Raw genomic sequence first — 23447 nt, 5'->3', positions numbered from 1 at the left:
AGCCAGGCGTCATCGAGCTCGGTGAAGACCGTGACCAGGAAGCGAGATGGATCGCGACCTGCGACCGCGTGGGCGGAGCGTGCGATCTCGAGCAGCTCGCGTAGCCGCGGATGCGCCGCACGCGTGTTGACCCCGTCGCCGACGCGTCCGGCGAGCTCGGCCATCTTCGGGCCGAAGGCACCGATCACGAATGGCGGCGGCGGAGTCGGCTCCAGGAACCCGGGCGTCCGCCAGAGGCGCCGGATCTCCTCGATGCCTGCCGCGACCTGCGCCCGTCGCTGCGGGTCGGCTGGGACCGCACGCCCGAGCGCCGCCTGCTCGCGCCGGTAGCCGACCTCGGAGCCGCCGCCCGCTCCGAGCCCGAGCAGGAGGCGACCGCCGGAGACGTCCTGGAGCGTTGCCGCCATCACGGCGAGCAGCCCAGGATCGCGATTCGCGACGTTCAACACCAGCGGGCCAATCGCGACGTCGGGCACCGCCACCGCGACGGCCGTCAGGACGGTCCACGCCTCGAGGACGTCGTCGGCGTCGTCGACGCGCCCGTCCAGGTGATCCCAGGTCCAGATGCCCGAGAACCCTGCGGCGGCGGCGGCGAGCGCGGCGTCGCGGATCTCGGCCCAGCGGGCACCGAAAGGGTCGAGGAGGAGGTCAACCTGCACGGCGATCGGCGCGCTCGTCGGGGGGCTCGCGGCGTGCTGCCAGCGGTGTCTCAGCTCCTCGAGATCGGATGCCCGGCCTCCAGATCGCCGATCTCCCGCATGCCGAGCTGCGGTAAGCCCGATCGCTCGCACTGTCCCTCCCGCGGGGCCAGCACGAAGGCGACGTGGTCTCCGGTATCGACGCGCTGCACGATGGCGCCGGCGAACCAGTCGCAGCGGACGAGCACCGGACAGCCATCGGGACCGGGCCGCCACTCAACGTCCTTGAACTTGTCGACCGCATCGCCGGTGGTGGCCCCGAAGAGGCGCGCGAGGTCCCGATCACCGCGGCGGAGAAGATGGACGACGAGGGTGGCTGCCGACACTGCGAGACGGTACGTGCGGTTCTCCTTCGAGAGCCAGACGCCGAACCTCGGGGGCTCGATGCTGCACTGCGTCGTGAAGCCCACCAAGCATCCGCCCCGCTCGGCCCCAGCTGCGACCGTCACCACGTAGGCGGGGGTATCGAGTCCGGCAACGATGGTCGCAAAGGCCTCGGTCTCCGAATCCACGACCACGCTCCTTCCGGGCTTCGGCACCAGCGGGCTTCACCTCCCCGCCCGCCGACCGCCGCAAACACCCGCCCGGGGCGGCGCCGGCCCGGGTCTTCGCGTCGAAGCGCCCTCAGGGGCGCCGCCGGCGGTGCGTGTCGAAGAAGGCGAGCGCCACGCGGGTGGCGTCGATGACGCCGGGATCGCGGGCGGTTGCGGCGCGGGGCCACTGGTGCCCCCAGCCGGCGAGGGTCCAGAGCTGGACGTCGCTCCCGGCGGCGCAGCCGCGCCAGCGCTCGAGTGCCAGGCGTGCGGCCACCTCGCCCACGCCGACACCAACGCCGCCACCAACATCCTCCGGGCCGGTAGGGCCCAGCAGCACCCCGCTGCGTAGGGTCGAAACAACCCACTACCCGGAGGTCGATGGGTGAACGGCGACGAGCTGCGAGCAGCACAAGCCCCGCTCAAGGACCGCTACCGGAGCGAGCCCGGCGCGGCCCTCGTCACGCTGCGTGCCGAGGGCACCCTGGGCTCGGAGGCGATCGCCTGCTCGGTGCAGACCGGCCGAGGGCTCGTCGAGGCGGGGCTGCACCCCGCCACGGGAGGGGACGGGAGCCTGGCCTGTTCGGGGGACATGCTCCTCGACGCGCTCGTTGCGTGCGCGGGTGTCACGCTGCGGTCGGTGGCCACGAGCCGTGGCCTCGGCGTCGTCACGGGGACGGTACGCGCCGAAGGCGACCTGGACTTTCGCGGGACGCTCGGCGTCGATCGTGACGCGCCGGTGGGCTTCGCCGCCATCCGCTTGACCTTCGAGCTCGACAGTGACGCGCCGGCCGAGGACGTTGATGCTCTCATCGCCACCACCGAGCGGTATTGCGTCGTGTACCAGACCCTCGCGGGCGCGACGGAGATGAGCATTTCCCGGGCATCGCCTTCCTGACCCTGTCCGGCCTGATGGGCCCTAGTTCCGAGGGCGTCCGGCGCTGTGGTCGGCCGTTGGCGACCGGCGGGATGCCGTCGGGCACCGGTTAGCGTCTCGCCTCCGCTCGGAACGCTGGTGGGAGATGGTCGGGAGGCAGGGTCCGGTGCTGACGGCGATCGTGGTCGGCGTCGCGCTGCTGGCCGCGCTCGGCGCGACGGCGGCGGCGCCGGCGCGGTCGAGCGGGATCCCACGGGCTAGGGCCGCTGCTGTCGACCCAACCGCGGTTCCGGTGGGGGACGGGAAGCTGTCCACGAGCCCGAGGGTCGGGTATGTGGATTCCTGTCAGACGACGTTCGGTGGCATCGGAGGCGCGCAGGTGGTCGGGCCGTGGATCAACGCGACGGCCGGGACGTGGAACTCGACCGCCAAGGTCGCGGTGCGGGGTTCGGTGAGCTGGCCGGCGGCGTCTTTCTCGGTGCGCGTGACGGGGAACAAGCGAGTCATCAAGACCAAGGACCTTCCTCTGGGTCAGACCACGGGGGTGTTTCCCATTACCATCAGCGATCCCGCCTCCGCGTATGACCGCAACGGCAACCACATCGCGGCCCAGCCGACCATCTGGACGCTGCCCGCCAACCCGGCCGCCGCGGCCAAGCCGTCGTGCACGAGCGGCGGCCGCATCGGCGTGCTCACCGACGGCGTGTTCTTGTTCAACGCCCTCGATGGTGAGGGAAGGGACGCGGTCGCGCACGAGGTGCTCGACCGCTGTGACGGGCATCCCGACCCGAGCTCGGCCTACCACCATCACGACGTCCCGTCCTGCATCCGGGCTCGAGCGGTGGGCCGCTCCACGCTCGTGGGCTACGCGAGGGACGGATACGGCATCTACGTCGAGCGCGACGCCCAGGGCCGCCTCCCGACCGATGCCGACCTCGACGGGTGCCACGGTCGCACCAGCACGATCACGTGGAGCGGCAAGAGCAGCGTCAGGTACCACTACGTCGCGACGCTCGAGTATCCGTACACCGTCGGCTGCTACCACGGGACCCCGATCCGCGATCAGGGCGCGACCGGTGTCGGCAACGGCGGCGGCGGCGGCGGAGCCGCCGGCCCGCCCCCATCCGGCGGCGGGCCGCCGCCGCCGACGGGCTGATCCTCGACCGTCGGTAGTCTCGCGGCATGACCGACGTCGAGGTGTTCGTCGACCCGAGCTGTCCGTGGGCATGGATCACGTCGCGGTGGGTCAAGGAGGTGGCGCCGACGCGCGACCTGGCCGTGACGTGGCGGTCGTACTGCCTCGAGATCCGCGACGACTACGGCGTCGCGCCGACGGTGCCCGAGCAGTTCCGCGAGGCCGCGATCGCCGCTCACGCCCTCTCGCACCGGATGCTGCGCATCTTCGAGGCGGCCCGGGCCCGCGCCGGCGAGGACGCCGTCGACGCGCTCTACACGGCCTGGGGCCGGCGCTTCTTCGACGACCCGGGGGCACGCGACGGCACGCTGCTGGCGGCGTGCCTTGCCGCCTGCGGCCTCGACGCCGAGCTCGTCGGCGCGGCCGACGACGAGAAGTGGGATGGGCCGATCGTCGAGGCGATGGACGTCGCCTACGCCTTTGGCGGGACCAAGACGCAGACGCCGGCGATCGTCGTGCGCGACGAACCACCGCGCGGATTCAAGGGCCCGGTGATGGCGCCGGCGCCCACCGGGGTCGCTGCGCTCCAGCTCTGGGACGCGATCCAGGTCATCGCCGGAGAGCCGGGGTTCTTCGAGATCACGCGGCCCCGTCGCAACCCGCCGCGGCCGCCCGCGCTCGACTGAGGCTGCCACCCCGGAGCGCGCATCATCCCCCGGTCACGGGGATCACGGAGCGACGTACCGACCGACGACGACGTCGAAGAACTGGCTGCGGGTGGACACGAGGCGCCCGCTCTGGGTCGTGTTGAGCGCGACGGCCGAGTTGAAGAGGCGCGGCAGGGTCGGGTCCTGGGTGCGCGTGGTGGTCAGTGGCGGGGTGATCCCACCGGTCGAGTAGCCGTTGAGCTGCTCCAGGCTTCGGAGGACCGACCCGGCGTCGATCGACGACAGGGACCGGGCCACACCCTCGAAGATCCACGCCGAGAGCCAGAAGTTGATGGTGCCGTCGTTCGCGGCGCGAGGGGCGCTCTCGGTGGCCATGTCGCGGTGGAACTGGCGGAAGCCCGGGCCGCCGGACGAAGGGAGCGCGAACTCGCTGACCACGAAGGTCCCGTCGATCGAGGGGTTCGGGTCGCTCGCGAGGCCGGCGTTGCCGAACGACGCCAGCGTGGCATAGCTGCCGCGGAAGCTCGACGATCGGAGCTGTTGCACGACCGAGCCGGGCGGGCCGCCGGCCACCAGGCCCACGATCCCGTCGACCCCGCCTCGGGTCGCCGCCGCGACGGCGGGCGCGAGGTTCGTCGTCCCCTGGGGCACTCGGACCACCGGACCGGCCGAGGCGGGGGTGAGACTCAGGCCGCGCTGGATGAACGTGAGCGCGTCGTCGGTCCCGGTTCCGAAGTCCGAGAGGATCACCGCGATCCTCGTCGCGCCGTGCTGAGCCAGCACCTCGGGCATGGCGGCGAGCTGCCCGGGGAGCCCCGCCGCCAGTGGGAACGACACCGGGCTGGTGGCGTCACCGATGCCGTTCACGCGAGGCCCGATCACGGGGATGCCGGCCGCTTCGAGGATCGGCCAGGCGCGGTCGCTGTACGCGGCCGCCATCCCCACGACCGCGGCGACGCGTCGGTCGACCGCCCGCTGGGCGCAGCGGGCCGTCTGATCGGGGTCGACCTCGGTGTCGCAGACGCTCAGCACCACCTTGTGCCGCTGGTCAAACACGTCGAGCAGGCCGCCGCCGGCGTTCACGGTCCGAAACCGCGCTTGCACCGCCGTGACCCACTCGGGGTTGATGGCTCCGGGGGACGCGAAGTCGCCGATCGTCATGACCGGGATCGGCGCGCCCTCGATTCTCGTGGCCGCCGGCCGCCCACAGCTGCTCAGGAGGCCGAGGGCGACCGCGCTCGCCAGCGCGAGGGCCCAGACCCGCCGACGCGAGCGCCGGGAGGCAGCACGCGCCCGGCCGGAGCCGTCGGCATCGACCCGCCGGCGTCGGCGGCTCGAGCCCCGCGACCTGGCTAGGGCGACGCGGCCGCGACGGCCGTCATGCCGCACGCGGCTCGTGCGTCGAGGACGCTCGACGCGCGACGCGGACGCGGATGCCCGTCACGAGCAGGAGGCTGCCGAGCAGAACGATCGGCTCGATGAGTGACCCGGTCACCGGCAGCCGACCGTCGGTCGGGCGGCTCGCGGCCAGCCCCGCGACCGACACGCCACCGCCGCATGACGCGGGTTCGCCGACGCCGGCCGACGCCGCGGCCAAGCACGGGCCGCCGCTGTCAGCGCCCTGCACCGAGGACCGGTACCGGGCCGTCACGCCGCCGGGCGTCGGAGCCGGGGTGGCGGCACCCGCTGGCGACGGCGAGCCACCCGACAGCAGACCGGGCGGCAGCGCGGGCATCGGAAAGGCCGGGAGCGACGCGAGCACCAGCGGCGCGGCGCGGACCGGCACCGCCGGAAGCGCCGGCGCGTTGAAGGCCGGGCTCGGCACCGGCAGGGTCACCCTCGGGCGTGAGACCGGCGGGGGCAGGGTCGGCACCGGCAGCCGCGGGCCTGGCGCCGGGGCGCCCAACCCGGGAAGCGGCGGCGGAAGAGGAGGGAGCGGCAACGGCAGCCGCGGCAAGGCCGCCGCCGGGCCGGCGCCGAGCATCACGACCACGAACACGCCTGCCGCCGCCGACACGCGACGGAGCCGCCGGCACGCGCGGGCGAAGCGGGCGAGGGCACGACGAAACTCGCGGGCGACCTCGACGGTGACCCCGGTCTGCACGAAACCTCCCAGCTCCCCTAGGTCTTTCTCCCCGCCACCTGTTCCTGAAACGCTGGCGGTCCGCGGAGATGTCCGGTCGACGCCGGCGCGTCGCCGGCCGTTCTCAGCCTCGTCATCCGAGCCGCCAGCTGAACGCTCCGAGTCGCCACTCACTCACGCTCGGTGGCACGCGCGTGTCGTTCCGCCCCCCGAGCCACCGCGGGACGCCACGAAGGGGCGGTCGTGCGGACGCGCGTCGACACGTACGTCGCGCCGCGGTCGAGGTCGCGTCCGTGGACCGCTTCCCCGCTTTCCTCTCCACACCGTCGCAACTATCGTGCGATGAGGAGCCGGGCGCTGATCTGGGGTCGAAGCCGCGACAGGGGTGGTCGCGAGCTCGAGTTGGCATCCCAGGGCGGCGGGGCGACCCGGGGGCAGCGAATGCGACCAGAGCAGCACGAGGACCACGCGGCCCCGTGAGTGCGTCGGGTGGGTCGGGGAGTCAATGGGTGCGCCACCCGCTGGCGGCCCGGATCGTCGGCAGCCTCGCGATCGTCGCGCCGCCCGTCGCGGCCGTGATCGGAGCGCTCGCGGTCAGCATCCTGGTCCCCCGACCGCAGGGACTGGGGGCCGCCTGGTGGATCGCGGTGATCGGGACGGGGATCGCCGTCTTCATGTGCGGGCGGAGGCTCGAACGGCACGCCTTCGCCCTCGCAGCACTCCTCGGGATGGCGATCGTCTTCCCCGTCCGGCCACCCTCGCGACTCAGCGTCGTGTTGACCGCGGCGCGGCTCCCCGGAGCCGAGGCGCAGGCTCGAACGGCGGCGTCGGGTGACGGCTCCGGCACCAAGCAGGCGGCCGTCGCCCTGGCGGGTGCGCTCAGGGCCTTCGACGAGCGGACCCGCCGCGAGGAGCCGGTCTTGCAGCGCCTCGGCCTCGGCGCCGTGGCCGTGAGCATCGCCACGATCGTCGCCAGCGTGACCTTGGGCGGGACACACACGAGTGAGCGCGCCAGCCGCTCCCGAACGGGCGGAGTCGGAGGCCTGGCCGGCGGTCCGAGCACGCCGCCCGCAGCGTCGAGCCCGGCGCCCGCGCCGCCCCTCGGCAGCGCGGGACTGGCACCGACGGCTCCGTCGGCGCCGGCCATATCACCGGTGGTCGCCCCGGCCGAGCGGGGCGCGCTGGGGCTCACGTCCTCGAGCGCGGCCGCCTCACTGCCTTCGACACCGCTGCCGCCCGCCAGCGTCGCGTCGCCGGGCGGGCCCAGCGCCAGTGGCAGCGGCACACCGAGCGTCTCCGCCGCGGCGGCGACCACCCTCGTCAGCTCCGGATCCGACGCCGGCTACGACCCCGCCACCGGAGGCGGCGTCGTGGCCGCCGGTGTCGCCGCTCTCGCGCCCGCCGCCTCCGCGGGCAGCGCGACCACCCTGCACGTCGCCGCCGCCCTGACGCCGACCCGGCTCGCCGGTGCTCGGGTCCTCGGCGTCGCCGCGGTCCAGAGCCTGACCACGTCGAGCACGACCGGATCCGCCGCCGGCGTGAGCACGGCATCGTCGAGCGGGTCGGGACCCGCGGCCCCGCCCGCCGACGTCGCCGGCACCGCCGGCCCGGGGGGCACCGCGACGGTCGGTGCCGTGCCGCCGGACAGCCCCAGCGGGGGCGACGCCGCCGGCGCGCCCACGGACGACGCCGCCACGCCGTGATCGCTCCTCCGCGTCGGCGGCCACGCCCGCCCGGCGGGTCGGCGCTGACCGTGGGCGGGCGGGACCGGTAGCCGCCGGCTCAGCGGATCCTCACGTCAACGCGCGGCGGGCGCGGGGTCCGGGCGCAGGAGTAACGACCACCTGCGCACGAGCGTGAGGTGACGAGCCACGTGGCAGCCGGGTTCTCCAACGGCGAGATCGCCGAGCCGCTCGTGATCAGCCTGACCACCCCCAAGACCCACGTGAGCCGGGCGACGACCGAGGTCGGCGCTCGGGACCGCGTCCAGCTGGTCGCGTTCGCGTGCGAGGCCGGGCTCGTCCGCGCCGGCTGGACCGACTGACCGACGCCACGCGTCGGGCTGCGATGCGGGTCGCGGTTCGCCCGCGCTGGGACGGCGGGCACCGGCCCGGGCCCGGGAGGAACGCGTTCGCGACCGCCTCGGAAGCGCGCGACGATGGGAGCGATGGGCGAACCTCGGCTCGAAGGGCTCACGATCGGGATCACCGCTGAGCGCAGCGCCGAGCAGCAGGTGGAGCTGTTCGGGGCTCGCGGCGCCGACACCGTCGTGGGGCCGACCCTGAGCGTCTCGTCGCTCGGCGACGACGAGATCCTCCGGGCCGTCACCCGGGAGGTGATCGAGCGCCCCCCGGACTACCTGTTGGCGTCGACCGGTTTCGGGATGCGCAGCTGGCTGCGCGCCGCCGAGGGCTGGGGCCTCCGAGAGCCGCTCCTGGAGGCGTTGGGGCGGGCCCGGGTCGCCAATCGTGGCGCCAAGGCCGCCTCCGCGAACACCGCCGCGGGTCTGGACGAGTGGTGGCGGGCCCCGGAGGAGCGCTTCGACGAGCTCGTCGCGCGAGTGCTCACCGAGCCGCTGGCGGGCACCCGGATCGTCCTGCAGCTGCACGGTGCCGCCATGCCCGCCGCCACCGCCCAGCTGGAGGCCGCGGGCGCCTCGGTGCTCGACGTCGACGCCTACCGGTCCACGCTGCCGGTCGACCCCGCGCCCGCACGTGCGCTGATCGACGCCGTGTGCGCCGAGCGGGTCGCGGCGGTGACGTTCACCACCGCTCCCGCGCTCCACAACCTCTTCGTGCTCGCAGCCCAGTCCAGCCAGGCCGAGGAGGTCCGCCGGACGCTGAACGGGCCGACCGTCGCGGCCTGCGTCGGCCCCGTCTGCGCGCGGGGCGCATTCGAGGAGGGCATCGTCGCGCCGCTCGTGCCTGGACGGGCCCGGCTCATCCCGCTCGTCCAGGTACTCACCGAGCACCTGCAGGGTGTCGGCCCGCGGGCTCGCTGAGATTGACCGCCGCCCGGCGTCGTCGGCGCGCCCGGGGCCACGTCACGCAGCCGAGCTGAGCACCCTCTTGGCCGACCCGCCCTTCTTGGTGCTCGTGCTCCCGTTCGTGCTCCCCTGACGACCACCGCCCATCAGCGAGGCCTCCCTCCGGGCCTCCGAGGCGAACACGTCAGACCTCGCCGACGACGTGTGAGCTGTTCACCGTCACTCGGTAGCCGTCGGGGTCCTTCACGGTGAAGGCCGAGTGGATCTGCCCGTGCTCGATCGGCGACGGATCGAGTCCGGACGCGCTCCACTCGGCGTGTGTGGCGTCGAGGTCCTCGACCATCAGGTCGAACGGGACCGCCGCGCCCGCGGCCGGCGTGCCGGGCAGGAGCAGCAGGTGGGTGCCGCCTCGGAGCTCGAGGACGGCGACCTGCGCGTTGCGCTCGACCTCCCGCATGCCGATCGAGCGCCAGAAGTCGGCGGACCGATCCAGGTCGCTGACGGTGAGGAAGGCATGGCCGACCCACACCGGCGGGCGTCCGCTCACGCCCGCAGTGTGGCACGGAGCCGGACCGGGCGTCGCAGGCGTCGGCGGCGCATCGTCGCACGGGCGGCATCGCCGAGCACCGGGTCCGGTCGAGCCGTCGGGCCACGGCCGGTGGGCGACGTTGTCGAAGCCCGGGTTTGCGCCTAGGTCGCGAGCGCTCGACTCGCTCCGAGCAGGCTCCGCAGGCTGATCAAGGCGATGAGGTAGATGACGAGCGCGACGACCAGGACGGTGTGGAATCCGAAGCTCATCGCCAGGATCGTGGCGAGGACCGAGCCGATCACCGACGCGAACCCGTTCACGGCCCACCCCCACGCGACGTACTCACGCGGGTGGGTGCTCAGCTCCGCGACCGCGCCGAGGCCGAGGGGCATGAAGAGCCCGAGGCAGATCCCGAGCGGCGCGAGCACGACGAACGCGATGGGCACTCGGGCCGCGAGCGGCAGGCCGAGGGCGGCGTCGGTGACCCGCGGCAGGAGGAACAGGTAGAAGGCGGTGAGGGACGCGATGAGGACCGCCAGCACGGGCAGCGCCCGGATGGGGTTCCCCTGGAGCCGCGAGCTGAGGAACGCGCCGACCCCGAGGAAGACGAGCAGGGACATCAGCGTGACCGTGAGCGAGTATGTGGGGTACCCGAGGAACAGCGTGAGGCGCTGGATCAGGGTGATCTCGAAGAAGATGAAGCCGAAGCCCAGCGCCGCGAAGTAGATCGCCGACCGTGTTTTGTGCCGGAGCTCGAGCCAGTCCTTCCGGATGGCGAAGAACGGGAGCAGCAAGAGCACGACCGCCAGGACGGCGGCGATCGCCAGGAGCAGGAGCAGGACGCGCTCGCCGACGGTGTCCTCGCGATCGCGGTCAGTGATCGAGTGGTTGACGTTGCGAATCACGTTGTTGAAGGTGCGGAAGTGCCAGAAGAACGGGGTGTCGTCGCTGATCGTGCCGACGTTGTAGGGGTAGGAGCGGTAGAAGGCGTCGAGCTGCGAGCTGCTGTCGGTCGCCACGTTCGTGACGGTGTTGCCGACCCGGGGCTGACCCGGCGCGTACCGGACGATCGAGCCCGGGATCTGGCGAGCCTTGGCGACGAAGCGGGCGATCTCGGGCGATGTGAACGCGCCCCGCTTGACGAGGATCGTCGAGATCGTGCCGGCGCCGAAGACGCCGAACGAGGTCGGGGAGGTCGCGACGACGATGTGCCCGCTCGGGTCGTGCACGCCGAGCTGGCTGAGCGCCTTGCGGGCGGTCGAGACGTATCGCGTGGTCCGGTTGGGCTTGCGCTCGAAGTTCACCTCGCCGAACTGGGTGGCGACGATGCCGCCGGCCTTCAGGTGCTCGAGGCTGTCCTTGATCGCGTTGCTCGTGTAGAGGTAGCTCTCCGAGAGGACGAACGCGCCGGCGGTGGCGGCGTTGGCCGCCGAGTAGCTGTCCGGCGCCGGGTACCAGACCAGGTTGTAGTTCGGCGTGCTCCGGGCCAGGTACGACCGTCCGTCTCCGTTGACGTAGTTCACGCCGGGATGGGTGGCGAGATGCCCGTCGTAGCTCGCGTACCGGTCGGTGACGAGCGAGTATGTGACGGGGTTCAGCTCGACGGCGTCGGTGTGGCCGGAGCCGAAGTAGAGCGACGACAACACCTCGTGGCCGCCCGCCGCCCCGATGATCAGGGCGCGCTTCGGTGGGCTCCCGAGCGTGGCGAAGGGGAGCGCCCGGAGGTCGGTGTCGAACCCGAAGCTCCGGAGCGAGGCGTTCTTGCCGTCCCAGCGGTAGATCGAGGAGCCGATGAGGCCGTCGTGGTAGAGCGTCCGCGTGGTGGCCGTGGTCTGGAAGACGTCGACGCGGAAGATCGGGTTCCACTTCGAGTAGATGGCGCCGCTCGGGAACTGGTCGGCCTTGCTGGTCTCGAGCCTGGGGTCCGGCACGACGCTCGGTGCCACGACCGCCACGATCATCGCGGCCGCGAGTGCGACCGCCACCGGGATGGTCGGCGATCGCCGCCGAACCATGACGCGCAGCCCCGCGAGCACGAAGATCGCCCCGGCCAGGAAGATCGTGGCGGGCGATCCGATCGACCCGAGGAGGGCCACGACGATGGCCAGGGCGAGGCCCGCGCCCACCAGATCCGCGAAGTAGAGGCGGCCCACCCGGTCGGGTCGCCGGCCGAGCAGCGTCGAGACGATCACCCCGACCGCGATGAACGGCACGAACAACGCCGCGCAGATCGCGAGGAGCAGCGCCAGGTTCGTCACCGAGCCGCGCGTGCCGTAGTGCCAGATCGCGAAGGTGTCGAGCGACGTGTACGCGATCACGAAGTAGCCCGCCACAACCGACAGGGCGCCGAGGAGGAAGCTCCAGATGAGCACCACGTCGGTCGCGGCCCGTCGAAGCCGGGCGGACACGGTCACGAGCACTCCGCCGCACCCGATCCCGAGCAGGGCGAGCCCGATGACGAAGTAGGTGTAGTAGTAGAAGAGCTTGAACGAGATGACGCGCGTGTAGCTGATCTCGAGCAGCAGCGCGGCGAAGCTGGCGAGAAAGATCTCGACGTAATAGACGCGCCGCTCGGTGTCGGGACTGACGAACGTTGGCTGGTCGACCGCCGCCGGGCTGGGCTTCGTCGTTGCCAAAAGTTGTCCACCTTCGGCCGATGCGGAGTCTGGGGACGCTAGCACGGCACCCCGCGAGTTCAGCGGTCGCGCGGCATCGCGGCGGCCGCAGTTCGGCTCGGCACGCGAGTCCTCGTGGTGACGGGGCCGCGATTCGCGCGCGCGATCGATCACCGCCCCGACGACGGACCCGCAGCGGTCGGCAGTGGACGGCGCCGCTCAGCGGCGGCAGCGCTGGAAGAGCTCGAAGTGGGGGCCGAACTTCCCGACGAGGCAGAACTCGCTCCGCACGACCTGGTTCGGCCGATCGGATCCGAACTTCCGGGAGTCGTTCGGCTCGTTCCAGTAGTTCCACGCCGACGACAGGATCAGGACGTCGGAGCGGTGGACTTCACCGGCGAGTCCCGAATCACTGGCGTTGGCCACGTCGGGATCCATCTCGATGTAGCGGGTCCCCGGCGTGAGCTGGGGGAGCAGGTAGTAGAAGTAGGCGTCGCTCTCCGGCGTCTTCCGCAGGTCCTCGGACCCCACCAGGAGGCGCTGGCCCGGCTTGGAGACGCGCTCGACCGCAGCCGTGAGACGGTTCGCCGCCAGCGCGTCGTCCGCCCGCCCGTAGTAGAAGATCCGACCCCGGTGGGACATCGCGTAGGAGGCCCGGTGCAGGCCGAAGGTCTGGGCCGAGAAGCTGGTGTAGCCGCGCAGCGTGTTGTCGGGAATCGTGAGCACGAGCAGCACCAGGAAGATGCTGGCCGCGGCGATCCCGACGGTGCCGGATCGCCATCGGGGACGGCGGACGCGCATCGCCTCGACCGCGGCGAGGGGCACGAACGCCAGGGCCGCACAGGACACCCAGGCCAGGTGCGTGCCGTCGGCGCGCTGGAGCGCCTGGGGCAGGATCCCGGCGCTGAAGAGCGCGACCGCGAGCAAGACCCGCGGTCGCGTCGATCCACGGTCGCGCTTAACCGCCTGCACGCCGATCGCCGTGACGGCGGCGACCGACAGGAGCAAGAGAAAGAACCACACCGTGAGCTGGGCCGGGCCGCGGAGCGTCGGGAGCGGCCAGCGCAGCTTGATGAGATCGGCCACCGACTGGATCGCGCTGTTGAAGTGGCCCCACGGCGGAGGGATCGGGAGGCTGCGACCACCGCGGAGCTTGAAGAGCGGCTCGGTGATCATCCCCCGAACCACGGTGCCGGGTCCTGCCGTCACGAGGTGGACCAGGTACGGGGCGAGGCCCAGTCCGAATCCGATCGCGAAGGAACGCTTGAGCGCTCGGGCGCTGCCCCACCCGAGCGCCACGACCGAGAGGGCCGCCGCGAGCACCAGGTCGATGCGGTACAAGAGCGCCGCGCCCATGAGCAGTCCGGCCGCCAGCGCGAGCTGCTGCCCGCGCCGCGGACTGGCGGCGTCTCGGCTCGCGGCGGCGGCGGCCAGCGCCAGCAGTCCGAGGCCGACCGCGCCGACCCACGCCAGCGCGGCGAGCCCGAGCGGGACCAGGAACACCACGGCGATGAGCCCGCAGCCGAGCGCCACGCCTCGACCCCATCGACGTGCGAGCGCGAAGACCCCGAAGGCCACCGCCATCTGCTGCAGCAAGCCGACGATCCGCTCGCTGATCAGCGACGTGCCGAAGACCTTGTACACGCCGGCGAGGACCCAGAGGCTCCCGGGCCCGTAGAGGTGCAGGAAGTCCTTGTTCGGGATCGCGCCGGCGAGGACCCGCTCCGGGAAGACGAGCATGAACCCCTCTTCCATCGGCGGCCCCGGGCTGCGCAGCAGCCCTCGCAGGGGGAGCAGGAAGGCCGCCAGCAAGATCAGCAGCGCGAGGGAATCGCGGGCCCGCGGGGTGAGGCGATGCCCGAGCGCCGAGGTCGCGGGCGCCGGCGCGAGCTCGGCTTCGGCCACCGTCACGCGAGCAGGTTAGACGGTCGACCTTCAGCGACTGCCCCCGTGTGCGACTCGCGTGCCGCGGCGGTGATCACTGCCCCGGACGCGCCCGATCGGCTCGCGCCTCGCGCACTCCGGGTTCGAATCGCAGCGCTCGACCCGTCCACGCGGACGCACGCCGTGGCGCGTCCGCCGCCGCGAGCGCTGGATCTGTTCGCCCTCGACCCCGGCGATCGTCTCGGCGAGCGGGTCCACCGTTCGGCGAGCGAACGACCGGGCTCGGCTGGCCCCCGATCTCCCCGCGCGCTCGGAGCCGCCGCGGCTCCGGCGAGCAGCGCCGTTATGGCCGCCTTACACCGCGTCCCGTAGCCTGACGGCGACCGCGCGCCTCGGTCCTCCCCCCCGGGACCGAGGTGGCGCGGCGCCAGCCGTCACCATCGCGCAGCGGTCCCGATTTGTCCGCGCGCCCCAGCCGCGTCGACGGTGGGTCACGGCCGGAAGCGTGATCCCTCGGGTCGGGGTCGGGGTACCCTGCGCCGCCCCACGTTCGCCGATCGGAGGCGAGGCATGGCACGACGCCGCTGGTGGGCCGCAGCGGCGCTCCTGACGCTGACCGCGTGCAGCGGGGCCGCGACGAGCGACCTGACGCCCCCGCGACGACCTCCCGTCGGGCGGCGCGCGGTCATCACCAGCCCGTGGGGTCCGGTCGTCGCGCCGGGTCCGCTGGTGGCGACCGCACGTGCGTACTACGACGGCGCTGGCCCTGCGCCCGAGGACATCGCCGACGGTCGTCCCGCGTGCGACCTCGTCCTGCCGACGTCCCTCGCGCCCACCGCCCTGCGGCCGGTCCCGACCAGCCGCTTCAACGTCTTCGGCGAGTTCGTCGTCAGCTGGACGCTGACCGGCAGCGCCGACCGGGGGCTGACCCTCACCGTCCTTCCCGCCGGGGACCCCGGCGACCGCGGCTTTTACAGCGCCGCCGCGCAGGTGGAAACACTCGCGGACGGATCGCAGGTGCGCACGACGCCTTCGAGGCCGCGCGCGACGCTGCTCCGGATCGTGACCGAGAACTGCGAGTACGAGCTCGAGCCGGGGTCGGGGATCCCCGAGTCCGGGGATGCAGCGATCGTCGCGTCACTGCGGCTCGTGTTCGCCCCGTAGCGGCATGCGCAGCACACGCCGCGTCGCGCGACACCGTCCGGGAGACGGCCGGCACGTTCGCTCCTCGCGCCAGGACGACGCGCGGACGCGGCATCACCCTCGATGATCAGGCCGGCGGCCAACGGCCGGCCGCGCACGCGTCGCCGCTCCGGCGCAGCCGGGCCGAACCGGCGCGTTACGGTGCGCGCGTGACGAGCCGGGCGCTCCGACGTCGGCGCCGCCAGCGCCGACGCCGCCTGCTCGGCGCGCTGACCCTCGTCGTCGTCGTCGGCGCGGCTGCCGCCGTGGTCGGGCTGGGCGGGGGCTCGGCCCGGAGCTCCGCCGCGCGAACCCGACGGGCCCCCACGACGACCACCACGTCCACGACGGCCCCGCCTCCCACCACCACGACCGTCGACGCTGGGACCCTGCCCCAGACCATGGACCGGCCCGCCGCGACCGATGCGCAGTTCCAGGCTGGGCTCGCGGGTTTCTGGCAGGCGATCGTCGCCGACGACCCCACCCCGGCGATGCCCTTCTTCTTCCCGCTCGCCGCGTACCTCCAGGTGAAGGCCATCAGCAACCCGGCCTCGGACTGGCAGCAGCGACTGGTGGCGGCCTATCAGCGCGACATCCACGCGCTCCACGCCTCGCTGGGTGGGGCGCCCGGCCCGGCCCAGCTCGTCGGGATCGACGTCCCGCAGTCCGCGCAGTGGGTCCTGCCGGGCAGCGAGTACAACCGGCTGCCGTACTGGCGGGTCTACGGGGCCCAGGTGCACTACTCGGTCGCCGGGCGGCCGGGGTCGTTCGCCATCGCGTCGATGATCTCGTGGCGGGGCCACTGGTACATCGTCCACCTGGCCCGGATCGCCTGACCCCGGCGGCCTCGCCCTGCCGCTCCGGCCCGACGCGCACCGAGACCGGGTCGGCCTCGCCAGTACCCTACGGCGTCGTGGCCGTGGCCTCGAAGCGTTCCCCCGCCGTCGAGGCGCCCCGCCCCTCCCTCCTCCTCGCGCTCGTCCGCACCGCGAGGCCCAAGCAGTGGCTCAAGAACCTGCTCGTCGTCGCCGCCCCCGGCGCCGCCGGGGTCCTCACGAACCCGAGTCAGATCGGCCGCACTGCGGTCGCCTTCGTCGCCCTGTGCCTGACCGCGAGCGGCACCTACTTCCTGAACGACGCCCTCGACGCCGACGCCGATCGCAGCCACCCGACGAAGCGGAACCGGCCCGTCGCCAGCGGCGAGCTGAGCACGACGTTCGCGAAGGGGATGGCGGTCGCCCTCGTGGTCATCGGCGTCGGCGTCGCGGCCCCGATCAACGGCGGCCAGCTGGCGGCCGTGGTCGGGGGCTACGCCGTGCTGACGATCTCCTACAGCCTGTGGCTGAAGCACGAGCCGGTCGTGGACCTCGGCGCGGTGGCCGCCGGCTTCGTGCTCCGAGCCGTCGCCGGCGGCGTCGCCACGAACGTCGCCCTCTCGAACTGGTTCCTCATCGTCGCGGGCGCGGGCTCGCTCTTCATCGTGACCGGCAAGCGCCACGCCGAGCAGGTCACGCTCGGGGCCGACTCGGGCGCCCACCGGGCGACGCTCGACGAGTACTCGCCGGGCTTCCTCCTCCTCGTGCGCTCGGTCGGGGCCAGCGTCACGATCACGGCGTACTGCCTCTGGGCCTTCGAGGTCGGGTCCCGGGTGGGCGACGTCCTGTGGTTCCGCACCTCGATCGTCCCCTTCGTCCTGGCGATGCTCCGCTACGCCTACATCATCGAGCGGGGCGGGGGCGGAGCCCCGGAGGAGATCGTCTTCGAGGACCGCGTCCTCCAGGTGCTCGGGGTGCTCTGGCTGGTCGCCTTCGTTCTCGGCGTCCACGCCTGAGCCGGCGGCGCCCGCCGTCGGTCGCGGGGTGCGCCCAGGCGCCGGGGACGCGGCCGATAGGCTGGCGGCGGCGCGGGCAGTGAGGGCAGGCCCGACCTGATGACGCCTGTGACCCCCCGCGAGCCTCGATGAGCACCGTCCGAGAAGGCCTCAGCGGCGCCGATGCGCCGACCCAGCCGCACCCGCTCCCGCCCCCGCGCCGGACCGCGACCGGCGAGCGCCGGGACCGCCGGGAGGCCGCCGAGGCGGCACGGGCTCGGCAGCGTCGGCGTCGGGTCCGGATCGCCCGGCGAATCGTCGCCCTGGCCCTGCTCGGCGTGCTGGTCCCCGCCGGGTGGTCGTACTTCCGCGCCGTCACCGCGCCCGGCAGCGACCCGGTCGGCCTCCGCAGCATCGAGTGGCTGAAGGACAACGGCATGAACGGCGTGGTGAACACGATCGAGCACTGGTGGTACTCGCACAACCAGCCTCCGGTCGGCGGCAAGCTCGCCCACGGGCTGCCCCACGCCAAGGGGCTCGGCCCCAACGCCCGGGCCCGGCACGGTTCGGGCCCGGTCGTGCCCGCCCACCTGCCGCCCCCGGCGAACATGCAGCCGCTCGTGACCACGCCGCTGCCGGGGGAGGGGGTCTGGCAGCCGACCGGCCGAGCGGTCCAGGGTCTGCCCGCCGTGTACACGACGTACTTCCGGCCCGACGCGCTCCACACCAGCCTCGTCACCGCCGCCATGTGGATGGACACCACCCTCCTGAAGGCCGAGCTGATCCCCGGGCTCCAGGAGCCGGGCGGCCCGAACCCCTTCGGCGGGCAGGTGCCGTTGGACCAGCGGGCGGGGCTGATCGCCGCCTTCAACTCGGGGTTCAAGATCTCCGACTCCCGGGGCGGCTACTACAACTTCGGGCAGCAGATCCACCCGCTCGCCAACGGCGTGGCGTCCCTCGTCGTCGACACCGCCGGGAGGGCGAGCGTCGGCCTCTGGGGCCGCGACGTCACGCTGACCCCGAGCGTCGCCACGGTCCGCCAGAACCTGTCGCTCCTCGTCGACAACGGCCAGCTCGTGCCGGGCCTGGCGAGCGACTCGAACACCAAGTGGGGCGCCACGCTCGGCAACAACCTCTACGTGTGGCGGTCCGGCGTCGGGACCGACGCCAGCGGCGCCCTCGTCTACGTCGGCGGGCCCGGCCTCAGCGTCCAGAGCCTCGCCATCCTGCTCCAGCGGGCCGGCGCGGTCCGGGCGATGGAACTCGACATCAACACCACGTGGGTGACCGCCGATACGTTCCAGCAGAATGGCCTCAACCCCGCCGACGTCCACGGCGTCAAGCTGCTGCCGAACATGGTGCGTCCCGAGGACCACTTCCTCGTCCCGGGCGAGCGCGACTTCTTCGCGCTGTTCGCGGCCCACTGACCGCCGGCGCCGCGTCCCGGCGGGCGCCGCCGCCTCGTCCCGAGCGCGGCGCCGTGACCGCCGGGTAGCCATCGCCGGACCATGGGCTCGAACCACGGACGGGGCGCCGTATCGTGGGTCCGGATGGACGCACGGGACCCCATGCTGATCGACGGCTTCGTCCATCAGCTGCCCGACATCGACCCCAGCGAGACCACCGAGTGGCTCGATTCGCTCGACGCCGTCATCGACGGGCGCGGCCGGGCCCGGGCCCGATACCTGCTCGCCCGGCTGATGAAGCGGGCCCGTGAGCAGGGCGTCGGCGTCCCGGCCATGGTCACCACGGACTACATCAACACCATCCCACCGGAGCAGGAGCCGTGGTTCCCGGGCGACGAGGCCCTCGAGAAGCGCATCCGGGCTGCCATCCGCTGGAACGCGATGGCGATGGTGGACCGGGCCAACCGGCGCTTCGACGGGCTCGGCGGCCACCTGTCCACGTTCGCGTCGGCGGCGGCGCTGTACGACGTCGGGTTCAACCACTTCTTCCAGGGCAAGAGCGACGGCGGCTTCGGGGACCAGGTGTACGTCCAGGGCCACGCCGCCCCGGGCGTCTACGCGCGCGCGTTCCTGGCCGGCCGCCTCGGTGAGGAGCAGCTCGACCGCTTCCGGCGCGAGGTCTTCGGCGGCGGGCTCCCCAGCTATCCCCATCCCCGCCGGCTGCCCGACTTCTGGGAGTTCCCGACCGTGTCGATGGGCCTCGGGCCCTTGAACGCCGTCTACCAGGCTCGCTTCAACCGCTACCTGCTGCACCACGAGGTGGTCGACACGAGCCACGCCAAGATCTGGTGCTTCGTCGGCGACGGCGAGATGGACGAGCCGGAGGCCATGGCCGGGCTCTCGCTGGCGGCCCGGGAGCAGCTCGACAACCTGATCTTCGTCGTCAACTGCAACCTCCAGCGCCTCGACGGGCCGGTGCGCGGCAACGGGAAGATCATCCAGGAGCTCGAGGCGACGTTCCGGGGCGCGGGCTGGAACGTGATCAAGGTGATCTGGGGCCGGGGATGGGACGAGCTCCTCGCCCGCGACGTCGACGGGGTGCTCGTCAACAAGATGAACACGACCGTCGACGGCGAGTTCCAGAAGTACGCCGTCGAGAGCGGCGCCTACATCCGCGACCACTTCTTCGGCCCGGACCCCCGGCTCCGTCAGATGGTCGAGCACCTGTCGGACGAGGAGCTGCAGCGCCTGCCGCGCGGCGGGCACGACTACCGGAAGCTGTACTCGGCGTACAAGACCGCGGTCGAGCACCGCGGCAGCCCGACGGTGATCCTCGCCAAGACGATCAAGGGCTGGACCCTCGGCGAGGGCCTCGAGGCCCGCAACGCGACGCACCAGATCAAGAAGCTCGACGTCGCCGCGCTGAAGCGCTTCCGGGACCGGCTGGAGCTGCCGATCCCCGACAGCGCCCTCGAGGAGGGGGACCCGCCCTACTACCACCCGGGCACCGACTCCCCCGAGTACGAGTACCTGGCGGCGCGGCAGCGAGCGCTCCACGGACCGCTCCCGGAGCGCGTCGTGCGGCGCAAGGCGGTCGTGCTCCCCGATCGGGAGACCTACCGAGACCTGCTCGCGGGGAGCGGGGAGAAGGTGCGGGCGTCCACCACCTCGGCGTTCGCCCGGCTCCTCCGCAACCTGCTCCGGGACCCGCACCTCGGCCGGCGCGTGGTGCCGATCATCCCGGACGAGGCCCGGACCTTCGGCCTCGACGCGCTGTTCCGCGAGTTCCAGATCTACGCCCCGTTCGGCCAGGCCTACGAGCCGGTCGACGCCGCCTTGCTGCTCTCGTACCAGGAGGCGCGCTCGGGGCGTCTCCTCGAGGAGGGGATCACCGAGGCGGGCTCGATGGCGAGCTGCACCGCCGCCGGCACCGCGTACGCGACGTGGGGCGAGCCGATGATCCCGTTCTTCATCTTCTACTCGATGTTCGGCTTCCAGCGGGTGGGTGACCTCATCTGGAGCTTCGGCGACCAGCGTGGCCGCGGCTTCCTGCTCGGCGCCACCGCCGGGCGCACCACGCTGACGGGGGAGGGGCTCCAGCACTGCGACGGCCAGAGCCAGCTCTACGCCGCCGCGTACCCGAACTGCCGGCCCTACGACCCCGCGTTCGCGTACGAGGTCGCGGTCATCATCCGCGACGGGATCGAGCGCATGTACGGCTCGAACGCCGAGGACTGCTTCTACTACCTCACCCTCTACAACGAGACCTACCCGATGCCGGCCATGCCGCCGGGCGTCGAGGACGGCATCGTCCGCGGGCTCTACCCGTTCCGCGCCGCCGAGCACGACCGCCGGTACCGGGCCCAGATCCTGGCCAGCGGCACCGCCGTCCTCGCCGCGCTCGACGCCCAGCGGATGCTCGCCGACGAGTTCGACGTCGCGGCCGACCTCTGGAGCGCGACCAGCTACAAGCTCCTCCGCGACGACGCGCTCGGCGTGGAGCGCTCGAACCGGCTCCACCCGACCGAGGTCCCGAAGGTCCCGTACGTGACCGAGGCCCTCGCCGACGCCGAGGGCCCCATCGTCGCGGTGACCGACTTCCTCAAGGCCGTCCCCGACCAGATCGCCCGGTGGGCCCCCTCGCCGTTCGTGGCGCTCGGCACCGACGGATACGGGTTCTCGGACACGCGAGCGGCGCTGCGGCGGCACTTCGAGGTGGATGCGGCCCACATCGTCGTGGCCGTGCTCGAGGCCCTGGCCCGGCAGGGCGACCTGAAGGGCGAGCAGGTCGCCGAGGCCATCCGGCGCTACGACATCGATCCCGACCGAGCGGATCCCCGGGTGACCTGACCGCCGGGCGGCGGCCGGAGGAGCCGGACGGAGCGGTCCAGCGTCGGCGGGGCGCCTCCCGGGCCGCTACCGCCGCCGCTCGTCGATCCGGAGCGGGTCGTCCTCGTCCCAGTCCTCGCCGTGCTCGTCACGCTCCTCGAGCCAGGCCGAGCTGTCGTCCCCGTTCTCCTCCATATCGGCAAGCGTCCGGTCGGACTCGGAGAAGAGCCCGTCGTCAAAGCCCTGCTTGAGCTCCCGGGCCTCACGGAACCGGCGAGCACGTCCCTTCCTGGGCACCTGGTCACCTACCTCTCGCGCGGGACCCCGCCGCTCGGGCCTCCGCCTCCCCGCGGCGGCCTCGGCGTCGGGTCGCGACGCTCCATTGTCCCACGCCGCCGGGTCGGCGCGCGCGGCGAAAGGCCCTGAGATTCCGGGGTTCCGGGCCCCTCTCGGCGATCGACCCCCACCCGGGTGTGCCGGCCCGGAACCCCAGCCGAGGAGGGCGAGCGGGCCGGCGTCGGAGCGTCGGCCCGGTGGGCCCGCCGGGCCTCGGCTCCCGGGGGCCCGAGCCGGGGCCGGCAGGCCGCAGCGGCGTCGGCGGCCGCCCGTTCACGCCGCTGGCGGGCCCGGCGCGGAGCCCGCGTGCCGGGCCCCCGAAGCGCGTGGTAGACGGTCGGGCCGGGCCGGCGACGCGGGCGCTGGCACCACCGTCTACCCGCGGACGGAGCCCCGATGACTGGTCGACGTTCGCTCGTCGCGTGTCTGCTGCTGTGCGGGCTGGCGACGGGCATGACCGGGCGCTCGACGCCGGCGTCACCGCGTGCCCCTCGTGACGCCAGCGTGTGGCCGTTCGCCCCCGACGACCCCTGGAACGTCCCGCTCGGCTCGGGCGCGACGTTCGATTCGGCCCAAGTCCTGAAGACGGCGCAGTGGATCAACTACACCCAGTATTCGATTTCTGTCTATTACGCGTCGCGTTCGGATCCGTGGCGCACGGTGCGCACCAGTGGTGGAGACTCTCCTCGCGACGCGACGGTGCGGATGCCCCCGAGCGCGCAGGGGGCCGTCGGCACCGACCTGAGTCTCGTCGTCATCTCTCCCGACCGGCGGTTCTCCGAGGAGTGGTGGCAGTTCGATCGAGGGACGCACGCGGGCACGGCCGGAGACCCGTACACGGCCGGCAAGTACCTGCACGTCGATCTTCGGAAGCACGCGTTCTTGGGGCCGATGCGAGGTGCGGGCACGAGCTTCCTCGGAGGATTGATCCGACCGCGGGACATCGCCGCGCACTCGATCCGGCACGTCCTCGCCTTCGCCAGCCACGGGAGCGACCTGCAGGATCTCGGCAACCTCGCCGACGCCGGGCCCAACCCGGTCCGGCCACCACCCGGCTCCGGCCCGTGCCCGATCTGGCCCGCGGTGCGATGCGACGGAGCCCAAGAGGCCGGCCTGCTGGCGATCCCGCCCGGTGTTCCGAAGCCGGCCGGCCTCAGCCCGCTCGGGTCGGCGATCTGGGACGCCCTGCAGCACTACGGGGCCTACGACGTCGACAACGCGGGCGCAAACGTGTTCTACGCCCAGGACCAGCAGAGCGACCCGCGTGACGCCGCCGCGATCGCCGCGGCCACTCGTGACATGCCGACGGTCCAAGCGGCGATGCGCTGGGTCACCAACAACTCCCAGAGCCATCCGGGCGGCCCCGGCGCTCGGCTCGCGCCGCTCGCACCCGGGTTCTGATCGAGCCGTCGGTGCGACCCGTCGACGACGGGGCGCGCGGGACGGCCGCAGCGCGGGCCACCAGCGAACTCGGGCCGTCGGGGCTCCGTTGCCCGGGATGCTGGCGGTGCGGCGGCGTCGACACGAGGCTGCGCTCCGCAGCGGGTCCGGGACCGTGGCGGGACCGGACGAGCCCCTCAGGCGGTGGAGCTTCCGGATCGGTCGCCGTCGGTTCGGTCGCCGCCGACGTGTTGACGATCGGCGCCCACGAGATCGATCTCGGTGTCTTCGGTGGCGTGCCGGGTCATCCGCAGCACGTGGGTGACGAGCGCGCCCGCGGTGCTGGCGAGGATCTTGAGGTCGAGGGCGACGGACCAGTTCTGGATGTAGAAGAGGTCGAAGCGCCGGTAGGCGAGGAACGACGGGTTGTCGCGGGCCTCGACCTGCCAGAGGCCGGTGATCCCGGGCCGGACCGCCTCCCGGGCTCGCAGCTCGT

21 protein-coding genes and 1 pseudogene are annotated in these 23447 nt (G+C 72.9%); 12 read left to right on the top strand and 10 right to left on the bottom strand.

Annotated elements, in window-relative coordinates; genetic code table 11:
* The 3 genes from VG869_01520 to VG869_01510 all read right to left on the bottom strand — a co-directional run.
* Positions 1–659, bottom strand: a 659-nt coding sequence (locus VG869_01520; GenBank protein HEV3449859.1) for an LLM class flavin-dependent oxidoreductase, incomplete at its 3' end; no start/stop codon positions are given.
* A gap of 50 nt (positions 660–709) precedes the next feature.
* Positions 710–1237 (bottom strand): flavin reductase family protein, encoded by a 528-nt coding sequence (locus tag VG869_01515; GenBank protein HEV3449858.1) that lies wholly within the window; start codon positions 1235–1237, stop codon positions 710–712.
* Between the two features lie 85 nt (positions 1238–1322).
* Positions 1323–1571: a hypothetical protein gene (locus VG869_01510; protein HEV3449857.1), complete on the bottom strand. Its 249-nt coding sequence runs from the start codon at positions 1569–1571 to the stop codon at positions 1323–1325.
* Positions 1572–1616: 45 nt separating this feature from the next.
* Here VG869_01510 and VG869_01505 point away from each other — a divergent pair, with 45 nt between their 5' ends.
* The 3 genes from VG869_01505 to VG869_01495 all read left to right on the top strand — a co-directional run bounded on the left by VG869_01505 (position 1617) and on the right by VG869_01495 (position 3929).
* Positions 1617–2129, top strand: coding sequence for an OsmC family protein (locus tag VG869_01505; GenBank protein ID HEV3449856.1), 513 nt, complete (start codon positions 1617–1619; stop codon positions 2127–2129).
* Between the two features lie 145 nt (positions 2130–2274).
* Positions 2275–3264 carry a YHYH protein gene (locus VG869_01500; protein ID HEV3449855.1) on the top strand — a complete coding sequence of 330 codons (990 nt, stop codon included), beginning with the start codon at positions 2275–2277 and terminating at the stop codon, positions 3262–3264.
* A gap of 26 nt (positions 3265–3290) precedes the next feature.
* A complete protein-coding gene (locus tag VG869_01495; GenBank protein ID HEV3449854.1) occupies positions 3291–3929 on the top strand; it encodes a hypothetical protein in 639 nt (212 codons plus the stop codon).
* Positions 3930–3971: 42 nt separating this feature from the next.
* Here the strand turns inward: VG869_01495 and VG869_01490 are convergent, their stop codons facing one another.
* Both VG869_01490 and VG869_01485 read right to left on the bottom strand, forming a co-directional pair.
* A complete protein-coding gene (locus tag VG869_01490; protein ID HEV3449853.1) occupies positions 3972–5072 on the bottom strand; it encodes an ABC transporter substrate-binding protein in 1101 nt (366 codons plus the stop codon).
* Between the two features lie 217 nt (positions 5073–5289).
* Positions 5290–6015, bottom strand: coding sequence for a hypothetical protein (locus VG869_01485; GenBank protein ID HEV3449852.1), 726 nt, complete (start codon positions 6013–6015; stop codon positions 5290–5292).
* 455 nt (positions 6016–6470) lie between these two features.
* On the opposite strand from VG869_01485, the gene VG869_01480 reads away from it, so the two are divergent.
* The 3 genes and pseudogenes from VG869_01480 (at position 6471) to VG869_01470 (ending at position 8995) form a co-directional block, all read left to right on the top strand.
* On the top strand, positions 6471–7697 hold the full coding sequence (locus tag VG869_01480; GenBank protein HEV3449851.1) for a hypothetical protein: 1227 nt from the start codon (positions 6471–6473) through the stop codon (positions 7695–7697).
* 149 nt (positions 7698–7846) lie between these two features.
* Positions 7847–8038: pseudogene (locus VG869_01475) on the top strand (LuxR C-terminal-related transcriptional regulator).
* A gap of 123 nt (positions 8039–8161) precedes the next feature.
* Positions 8162–8995 (top strand): uroporphyrinogen-III synthase, encoded by an 834-nt coding sequence (locus tag VG869_01470; protein HEV3449850.1) that lies wholly within the window; start codon positions 8162–8164, stop codon positions 8993–8995.
* A 169-nt stretch (positions 8996–9164) separates the two neighbouring features.
* Here the strand turns inward: VG869_01470 and VG869_01465 are convergent, their stop codons facing one another.
* The 3 genes from VG869_01465 to VG869_01455 all read right to left on the bottom strand — a co-directional run bounded on the left by VG869_01465 (position 9165) and on the right by VG869_01455 (position 14035).
* Complete coding sequence (locus VG869_01465) at positions 9165–9527, bottom strand: VOC family protein (GenBank protein ID HEV3449849.1); 363 nt, start codon at positions 9525–9527, stop codon at positions 9165–9167.
* A 143-nt stretch (positions 9528–9670) separates the two neighbouring features.
* The gene (locus VG869_01460) at positions 9671–12145 is read right to left on the bottom strand and encodes a hypothetical protein (GenBank protein ID HEV3449848.1); all 2475 of its coding nucleotides are present in this window, start codon (positions 12143–12145) and stop codon (positions 9671–9673) included.
* Between the two features lie 198 nt (positions 12146–12343).
* Positions 12344–14035 carry a hypothetical protein gene (locus VG869_01455; protein HEV3449847.1) on the bottom strand — a complete coding sequence of 564 codons (1692 nt, stop codon included), beginning with the start codon at positions 14033–14035 and terminating at the stop codon, positions 12344–12346.
* A gap of 543 nt (positions 14036–14578) precedes the next feature.
* On the opposite strand from VG869_01455, the gene VG869_01450 reads away from it, so the two are divergent.
* The 5 genes from VG869_01450 (at position 14579) to aceE (ending at position 21256) form a co-directional block, all read left to right on the top strand.
* Positions 14579–15172, top strand: a complete 594-nt coding sequence (locus VG869_01450) for a hypothetical protein (protein HEV3449846.1) — start codon at positions 14579–14581, stop codon at positions 15170–15172.
* Positions 15173–15360: 188 nt separating this feature from the next.
* Positions 15361–16026 (top strand): hypothetical protein, encoded by a 666-nt coding sequence (locus VG869_01445; protein HEV3449845.1) that lies wholly within the window; start codon positions 15361–15363, stop codon positions 16024–16026.
* 77 nt (positions 16027–16103) lie between these two features.
* Positions 16104–17021 (top strand): decaprenyl-phosphate phosphoribosyltransferase, encoded by a 918-nt coding sequence (locus VG869_01440; GenBank protein HEV3449844.1) that lies wholly within the window; start codon positions 16104–16106, stop codon positions 17019–17021.
* A gap of 128 nt (positions 17022–17149) precedes the next feature.
* On the top strand, positions 17150–18427 hold the full coding sequence (locus VG869_01435; protein HEV3449843.1) for a phosphodiester glycosidase family protein: 1278 nt from the start codon (positions 17150–17152) through the stop codon (positions 18425–18427).
* Between the two features lie 123 nt (positions 18428–18550).
* Positions 18551–21256: a pyruvate dehydrogenase (acetyl-transferring), homodimeric type gene (aceE, locus tag VG869_01430; GenBank protein HEV3449842.1), complete on the top strand. Its 2706-nt coding sequence runs from the start codon at positions 18551–18553 to the stop codon at positions 21254–21256.
* 66 nt (positions 21257–21322) lie between these two features.
* Here the strand turns inward: aceE and VG869_01425 are convergent, their stop codons facing one another.
* Positions 21323–21532: a hypothetical protein gene (locus VG869_01425; GenBank protein HEV3449841.1), complete on the bottom strand. Its 210-nt coding sequence runs from the start codon at positions 21530–21532 to the stop codon at positions 21323–21325.
* A gap of 435 nt (positions 21533–21967) precedes the next feature.
* Here VG869_01425 and VG869_01420 point away from each other — a divergent pair, with 435 nt between their 5' ends.
* The gene (locus VG869_01420) at positions 21968–22972 is read left to right on the top strand and encodes a hypothetical protein (GenBank protein ID HEV3449840.1); all 1005 of its coding nucleotides are present in this window, start codon (positions 21968–21970) and stop codon (positions 22970–22972) included.
* Positions 22973–23148: 176 nt separating this feature from the next.
* On the opposite strand, the gene VG869_01415 is transcribed toward VG869_01420, so the two are convergent.
* Positions 23149–23447: sugar transferase (locus VG869_01415; GenBank protein ID HEV3449839.1), on the bottom strand; the 299-nt coding region annotated here is incomplete at its 5' end.

Source organism: Acidimicrobiia bacterium (genome assembly GCA_035948415.1).
Taxonomy (GTDB): domain Bacteria; phylum Actinomycetota; class Acidimicrobiia; order IMCC26256; family PALSA-555; genus PALSA-555.
This window is presented reverse-complemented; position numbering and strand designations above follow the sequence as displayed.